This is a genomic window from Belnapia sp. AC561 (assembly GCF_979252845.1).
The window spans coordinates 1-6,190 of the sequence record NZ_CEEDBP010000082.1 but is presented as its reverse complement, the minus strand read 5'-3'; the positions used below and the strand labels follow the sequence as shown (position 1 = coordinate 6,190).

General features: G+C 69.6%; 8 protein-coding genes. 2 read left to right on the top strand and 6 right to left on the bottom strand.

Features of this window, described 5'->3' with window-relative positions:
• Positions 1-239: 239 nt before the first annotated feature.
• The 5 genes from AC0IW9_RS29845 to AC0IW9_RS29825 all read right to left on the bottom strand — a co-directional run bounded on the left by AC0IW9_RS29845 (position 240) and on the right by AC0IW9_RS29825 (position 4,120).
• Positions 240-1,100 carry a TauD/TfdA dioxygenase family protein gene (locus AC0IW9_RS29845; protein WP_471651944.1) on the bottom strand — a complete coding sequence of 287 codons (861 nt, stop codon included), beginning with the start codon at positions 1,098-1,100 and terminating at the stop codon, positions 240-242.
• A 100-nt stretch (positions 1,101-1,200) separates the two neighbouring features.
• Positions 1,201-2,106 (bottom strand): LysR family transcriptional regulator, encoded by a 906-nt coding sequence (locus tag AC0IW9_RS29840; RefSeq protein ID WP_471651943.1) that lies wholly within the window; start codon positions 2,104-2,106, stop codon positions 1,201-1,203.
• A 67-nt stretch (positions 2,107-2,173) separates the two neighbouring features.
• Positions 2,174-3,013 carry a segregation and condensation protein A gene (locus tag AC0IW9_RS29835; RefSeq protein ID WP_471651942.1) on the bottom strand — a complete coding sequence of 280 codons (840 nt, stop codon included), beginning with the start codon at positions 3,011-3,013 and terminating at the stop codon, positions 2,174-2,176.
• On the bottom strand, positions 3,006-3,590 hold the full coding sequence (locus tag AC0IW9_RS29830; RefSeq protein WP_471651941.1) for a hypothetical protein: 585 nt from the start codon (positions 3,588-3,590) through the stop codon (positions 3,006-3,008). The genes AC0IW9_RS29835 and AC0IW9_RS29830 overlap by 8 nt, the downstream gene beginning before the upstream one ends.
• 32 nt (positions 3,591-3,622) lie before the next feature.
• A complete protein-coding gene (locus tag AC0IW9_RS29825) occupies positions 3,623-4,120 on the bottom strand; it encodes a tyrosine-type recombinase/integrase (protein WP_471651940.1) in 498 nt (165 codons plus the stop codon).
• Between the two features lie 542 nt (positions 4,121-4,662).
• Here AC0IW9_RS29825 and AC0IW9_RS29820 point away from each other — a divergent pair.
• The gene (locus AC0IW9_RS29820) at positions 4,663-4,875 is read left to right on the top strand and encodes a hypothetical protein (protein ID WP_471651939.1); all 213 of its coding nucleotides are present in this window, start codon (positions 4,663-4,665) and stop codon (positions 4,873-4,875) included.
• A gap of 69 nt (positions 4,876-4,944) precedes the next feature.
• The gene (locus AC0IW9_RS29815) at positions 4,945-5,658 is read left to right on the top strand and encodes a VOC family protein (RefSeq protein WP_471651938.1); all 714 of its coding nucleotides are present in this window, start codon (positions 4,945-4,947) and stop codon (positions 5,656-5,658) included.
• Between the two features lie 93 nt (positions 5,659-5,751).
• Here AC0IW9_RS29815 and AC0IW9_RS29810 read toward each other — a convergent pair whose 3' ends face one another.
• On the bottom strand, positions 5,752-6,018 hold the full coding sequence (locus AC0IW9_RS29810; protein ID WP_471651937.1) for a hypothetical protein: 267 nt from the start codon (positions 6,016-6,018) through the stop codon (positions 5,752-5,754).
• Positions 6,019-6,190 lie beyond the last annotated feature (172 nt).

Here is a 6,190-nt window from a genome sequence, read left to right as displayed (position 1 = left end):
CCTTCTTCCTCCACCCGCCCCCGGAAGCCAATCACAACCGATTCAGATAACTCGATCTGTTCCCGGATGGACACTGACTGCCATTCTTATCTTGGTTCGGGCGGCGCGTGAAACGGCTGGTCAGGCCGGGGCTTGGCTTCGACAGATTCTAGACGGCGCAACGAACCCGATACGTACGACCACCATCTTAGGTCGCTTGCACATTTTGGGTGTCGGTAATGGCGGCGGGAGGCTGGTGGTTACGCCGCGGCGACGAGGGTTGGTGCTGTGCCGGCGACGCAGGTGCGCACCATGTGGCGGCGTTCCGTCATCGTGGCAAAAGGCGTGGCGCGATGCAGCACGGCGCGATTGTCCCAGATCACCAGGTCATGCGGTCGCCAGCGGTGTGCATAGGTGAAGGCCGGCTGCGTCGCCAACGCCATCAGCCGGTCGATCAGCGTGCGGGACTGCGCCTCGCCCATGCCCTCGATGCAGCGCGCATGGGCGCCGAGGTAGAGCGCCGGGCCATGCGGGTTCTCCCGCAGGACCAGCGCCTGACGTACCGGCGGGTGCTGACGGAGCTCAGCTTCGGTCACCAGCGCGGCGTCGACGCGGCTGCGCGACCAGCCGAAATCATGGATGACAACGCAGTTGCGCAACGCATCCTGCTCGGCCGGGTCGAGCGCGGCGAAGGCGGCGCGCATGGAGGCGAATTCGGTATCCCCGCCGGCCGCGGGGATCTCCCGCGCCGAGAGCAGCGAGGCCCGGGCCGGCAACGCTTTGAACGAGGAGTCATGGTGCCAGACGCGGTTCGCCTTGTTGTTCAGCACCTGCTTGTCGGTGGGCGGGGCGATCTCGCCGGCCGGGCCGATGTTTGAGAGGACGATCACCGGGCTACCCGCTCCGGGCGCCCCGGGGCGGGTGCGTTCCAGCGCCCCGAAGCCTTCGCTGAAGGCGATCTGGGCCGCGTCGTCGATCCGCTGGTCCGGGAAGACCAACACCGAGAAGCGGTCCAGCGCCGCCCGAACGGCAGCCATCGTCGTTGCATCGACGCCGCGGGCGATGTCGAGGCCGGTGACGCGGGCGCCAAGGATGGGGGTGAGCGGGGTCGTCTCGAGCATGATCTGTCTCCTCCGTCCCACACCATGGCGTGCCGCTTAGGAAGGGCGCCAGACGGCATTGTCGCCAAACACCTTGCCGATAATCGGCAGAATGACGCTGCTAGCTGGGTGGATCGGTGGCAGCGACCAGATGCGCGACGAAGGCGGCGATCTTGGCGGGAAGGCGTTCGGCCCGGACATGCACGGCGTGGATCTCTGTCCGGTAGCGTTCCGGCCAGGCCGACAGTTCGACCAGAAGCGGTTCCAGCCGGCCGGCGGCGACATCCTCGCCGACCATCCATTCGGGCAGCAGCACCAGGCCCAGGCCATCCAGCGCCGCCTGGCGCAGCGCTTCCCCGCTGTTGGAGCGGAACGGCCCGCTGACTGAAACTTCCTGCCGGCCGCCCGAGGCGGTTGTGAAAACCCAAATCGGCGCTTCCTCTTCCTCGCGGTAGGTCAGGCAGGGGTGCCGCAGGACGTCATCGGGCGTGGCTGGGGCACCGTACCGCGCGATATAGCCGGAGCTGGCACAGAGGATGCGCCGGCCCGAGGCCAGCCGGTGCCCGATGAATGACTTGCCTGCCGGCAGACCAAGGCGGATCACCAAGTCTACCCCATGTGTCGGCATTAGCCCGGTCTGCTCGGTCAGGGTGAGGTCGATCTCCACCCGCGGATGCACTTGGCGGAAGCCGGAAAGATGTGGCACCACATGGCGTAGGGCATAGGACCGCCGCGCGACGATGCGCAGCGTGCCAGTTGCTTCCTCGTGCATCTCCCGCGCCTCGACCATCGCGGCGTCGAGTCCCTCAAGAAGCGGCGCGATACGGGCCATCAGGCGTCGTCCCGCCTCAGTCGGCGCGACATGGCGCGTGGTGCGGTCGAGCAACCGCAGCGCCAGATCCTCCTCCAGTTCGCGTAGCGCCCGCGACGCCGCTGTCGCCGACAGGCCGAGCGAGCGCCCCGCCGCCGCGATACCGCCACGATCGAGGGTGCGCAGAAAAAGCCGAAGTGCGGTCAGCCGGTCCATATAGGCACGCCGCTGCATAGGCCCCCGCGAAAAATGTACCGGTAAGAGCTGGCTAGTAAGACAATGGTCATGCGGCATTGTCCTGCATGCTTGGTCTCCCTTGTCCTGCCCGGAGTATGATCATCCCAAAAGCCGCCTCCTGGTCCATCTCCAGTGTAGCGTCGCGGGCGAGCTCGAGGCTGGCGACCAGGGTGCTGGCCAGCGCCGCCCGCTGCCGCAGCTGGCGCCTTGCCGCGCCGGCCGGAATCGGCGGCAGGCAGTCGGCAAGCGACAGTCCGTCGGGCTGGTGATTGAGCAGTGCGGTCACCCGGGCGATGGCCTCCGGTACGCGCCAGAGCTCAAGCGGCGCCGGCTGGTAGGCGGGGGCCTGGGCCGGCTGTCCCGCCTTGCCCTCGAGCATGGCGAGCGTTGCCTCGAGGAAGGCCACGTAGAGCTCTGCCTGGGGCCTTGCCTGCCGCTCCATCTGTCCCCGGGCAAAAACCCGCAGACCGAGCTGCGGCCGGGCGGCGAGCCAGTCGGCGGCGGCGCGCATGCGGGCCAGCTCGGTCAGCTGCTCCAGCCGCCGGGTGGCCTCCGCCGCGGCGGCTTCGGCCACGGCGGGGCTTTCCGGGCAGAGCAGGCGGGCCTTGAGCAGGACGAGGTCACTGGCGGCGACCAGCCAGGTGCTGCGGCGTTCGAGTGGGACGCGATGGGCACTGTCCTCAAGGGCGGCGACGAGCTGGTCGGTGAGGGCGACGATCGACAGCGGGCCGAGGTCGACCCGGTGGCGGCGGACCATCTCCAGCAGGAAGTCGAGCGGCCCCGCGAAGCCTGCCACGCTGAGCAGCGGCATCGCCTCGCCGCCCGGTGCCGCTGCCCTCCCTTGTCCGGCTGCCTCGGGCCAGTCGTCCGGCTCCGGCTCAGCCATCGGCGGCCTCGCCGTAGTGCGGCCGCAGGCTGAGGGTCAGGTCCGGCCAAGTGCGGCGGAGCGTCTTGAGCGCCGGCCAGGGCGACCAGTCGGCGGACCAGAACTCCACCAGCCAGTGATCGGTCCGGCGGTTGCGGCGATCGGCCGGGCTGGGCAGCAGCCGGATGTGGCGGAGAGCGCGGGTGGTGCCCCAGTGGCGCCAGAGCCAGGCCTGGCTCTGTGGGTCCTCGGGCCCGAGCCGGAGGATGGCGGCTGGCACCGGCAGCAGGCGGTGCAGATCGAAGGGACAGCGCTGGTCGGTGGTGGCGCGCAGCAGGGCGCGCTGCTGCTGCAGGGCCACTGAGTCGCGCAGGCGGCGGGCCAGGATCCGCGCCCCGGCCAGGCTGATGGCCCGCACCCCGTCGGCGGGGGCGGCCATGGGCAGGAACCAGTCCTCCTCCATCCGGTCGAGGTCACGTTGCCAGGGGATGATCCCACTGCCCCTGGCGGCGGCCTGGAAGCGCCCGACGGCCTCGGTGGCACCGCTGACGCCGAGGGTGTTACGGAGCCAGTCGGTGTCGGCGGGTGCGAGGGGCATGGGACCGCTGCCTGACTCGGGCAGCATGGTCGTCACCACGGCCTCAGTGGGCTGGCGGGCGGTGCAGTTGGGAGACGAGAACTGGCCCGCAGCCCCTCGGGCGACAGACGGCTGCCGGCGGGGACGCGAAGCCGGGCCAGGGCGGCACGGCGGCGGAGGATGCGCCAGACCCCCTGCGGGCTGAGCCGGTCCTCCAACGTCCCGGCGGCGGTGACCCGGCGGAAGACCGCGCCATAGTCGATCCGAGCCTGTCGCAGCCAGACCTCCAGGGCACGAACCGGACAGCGGTCCGAGTCAGGGGCGCGGACAAGCTCCAACGTGTCCTGCCCCGTTTCCAGCACCACCCCGGCCGCGGTGAAGCGTAATTGCTCACGGTCGAGCGCTACCAGGGCGGCACGCCGCAGCCCGCTGGCCTGAACCAGTAGAAACAGCGCCCGGTCGCGCTGCCCGGCGAGGTCCTCGCCGCAGCTGGCGAGCAAGGCGCGGAGCGCGGCCGGGCCCAGCACCGCGGCGGGCCGCGCCGGGGCCACCGGGCCGGCGACGAGCCGGCGTAGGGTGGCGCGGATCGCCGGCTGGGCCGGATCCCAGGGATGGCCACCGCGGCGGTGCCGGTCGGCGATCGCCGCCAGCCGGCGGCGCAGGCCGCTCGGGCCGAGCCGGCCGGCCAGGCTGGCCAGATGTCCGGCGACGGCCTCCGGGGTGGCCGGCAGCGCCGGCTGCCCGGCGGCGGCGCACCACGCGGAGAAAGCCTGCCAGTCGGCGGCATAGGCGCGGCGGGTATGCGCCGACTGGGGGCGCCCTGTGGTGGCATTGTGGGTGATGATGGCGCTGGTCCCCTGCCCCGGCCGGTCCTGCCGGCGGCCGCGCTAGCCTGCCACCGCGGGCTCGACTGCGGCAATCGGGCTGCCGCCTTTATGAAGGCACGATAATATATTCCTCAGTGCTCACAGACCTGTAACCTGTTGATATCGGGCACTCTTTCCGATCCAGACCGTATTTCGCTCCTTTCCACCCCCATTCCGTCCGCTAAACCGCATTTGCGGACACGACAGTGCGGCGCTAGCCTCACGCCATGCCCGATCCCGCCGCCGAGCCCCCTGCCCTGTCCCAAGACCCCGCCACCGGCCCGGGCACCGTCACCCTCTCGACCAGTCTGCTCGGCGACCTCCAGGTGCCCGGCAGCCCCGAGCAGGTGGCGACGCTGCAGGCGCTGGCCGCCCGCGCCGCGGTCTATGCCACGCGGGCCCGCGGCGACGGCACCCGCCGCACCTACCGCTCCGCTTAGCGGGCCTACAAGGCCTGGTGCGGCGGCCTCGGCCGGCCGCCCCTCGCCGGCGATCCCGACACCATCGCCATGTACGCCGTCCACGCCGCCGACCGCGGCCTCAGCCTCTCCAGCCTCCGCGTGGCGCTCGTCGCCGCCATCCAGGCGGCGCATCGCCTCGCTGGCATCGCCCTCGACCTCCGCCATCCCCGCCTGGTCATGCTGCTCGAGGGCATCGCCCGCACTAAGAGACTTTCTCTGAATGAGACCGGAATGGCTCCTCCCGACCCGAAGCAGACGCCCGGCTCGTTTGCCGGTAGAACGGCCCGCATGATGGGACACGCAAACATCCAGGTGCGACGCGCCGACCATGTCGGCTTCGCGGTTGCGTCTCTCGATGAGAGCCTTCGGTTCTGGGTTGATGGGCTCGGCGCGCGGCTCGTGCGGACGGGTGAGATGGGGGGCGAGTTCCTCGGCCAGGTGACGGGAGCCCATGGGGCACGGGTGCGCTTGGCGATAGTGTCCTTAGCTAATCAGACGATTGAACTCTTGGAATATCAGGGCCTGGATCGGCCGAGCGCGCCAACCAAGCCGTTCGACCCGGGCTTCGCGCATCTCGCTCTCGTGGTCGATGACATCGATGCGCTTCTGGCGCGGATCGCTGCCTACGGTTGGAAGGCACAAGGCACACCTCAACCAATAGCGAGCGGCGCGCGGGCCGGAACGCGGGTTATCTACGCCGTTGGTCCTGACGGCGCGACGATTGAGTTCATGCAGCCGCCTCTGGTGAGAGGCGACCACTGATCCAACCAATTGAGAACTGCTTTCCACTCCTCCCGGCGATAGCCTTGGCAGGCAGCACCACTTCGGAGCTTCCAACCGAAGCTCGGGCTTGGTTCAGCCTCTGATAAAATCCCTCAGTACATCTCGAAGTACCCGCGCGCCTCGCTTGATGGCCAGCGCGTCGAGGCCGGCATAGCCCATCACCAGCCCTACCATCTGCGACCGGTTCGTTGGTGGACCGGAGGCGTAGGATGGGGTGATGGGATGGATACCGATCCCCGCATCCCACGCCCGCGCGATCAGGGCACTTTCCTGATCCCGTGCCACGCCGTTCAGCCATACGACGACGTGCAGCCCGGCTTCGGCGCCGACGATCGTCACGGCATCGCTCAGCGTGGCCGTGAGCGCGCTCAGAAGAATGGCTCGGCGCTCGCCGTTGCGGCGTCGGACGCGCCGGACGTGTCGTTCGTAGGCACCGCTAGTGTCCTGATCGCAAAGTTCCTACGATCACATGGCTGATCGTAGGAGGCGGTGGTGGGCAAGCCTGCGGTGT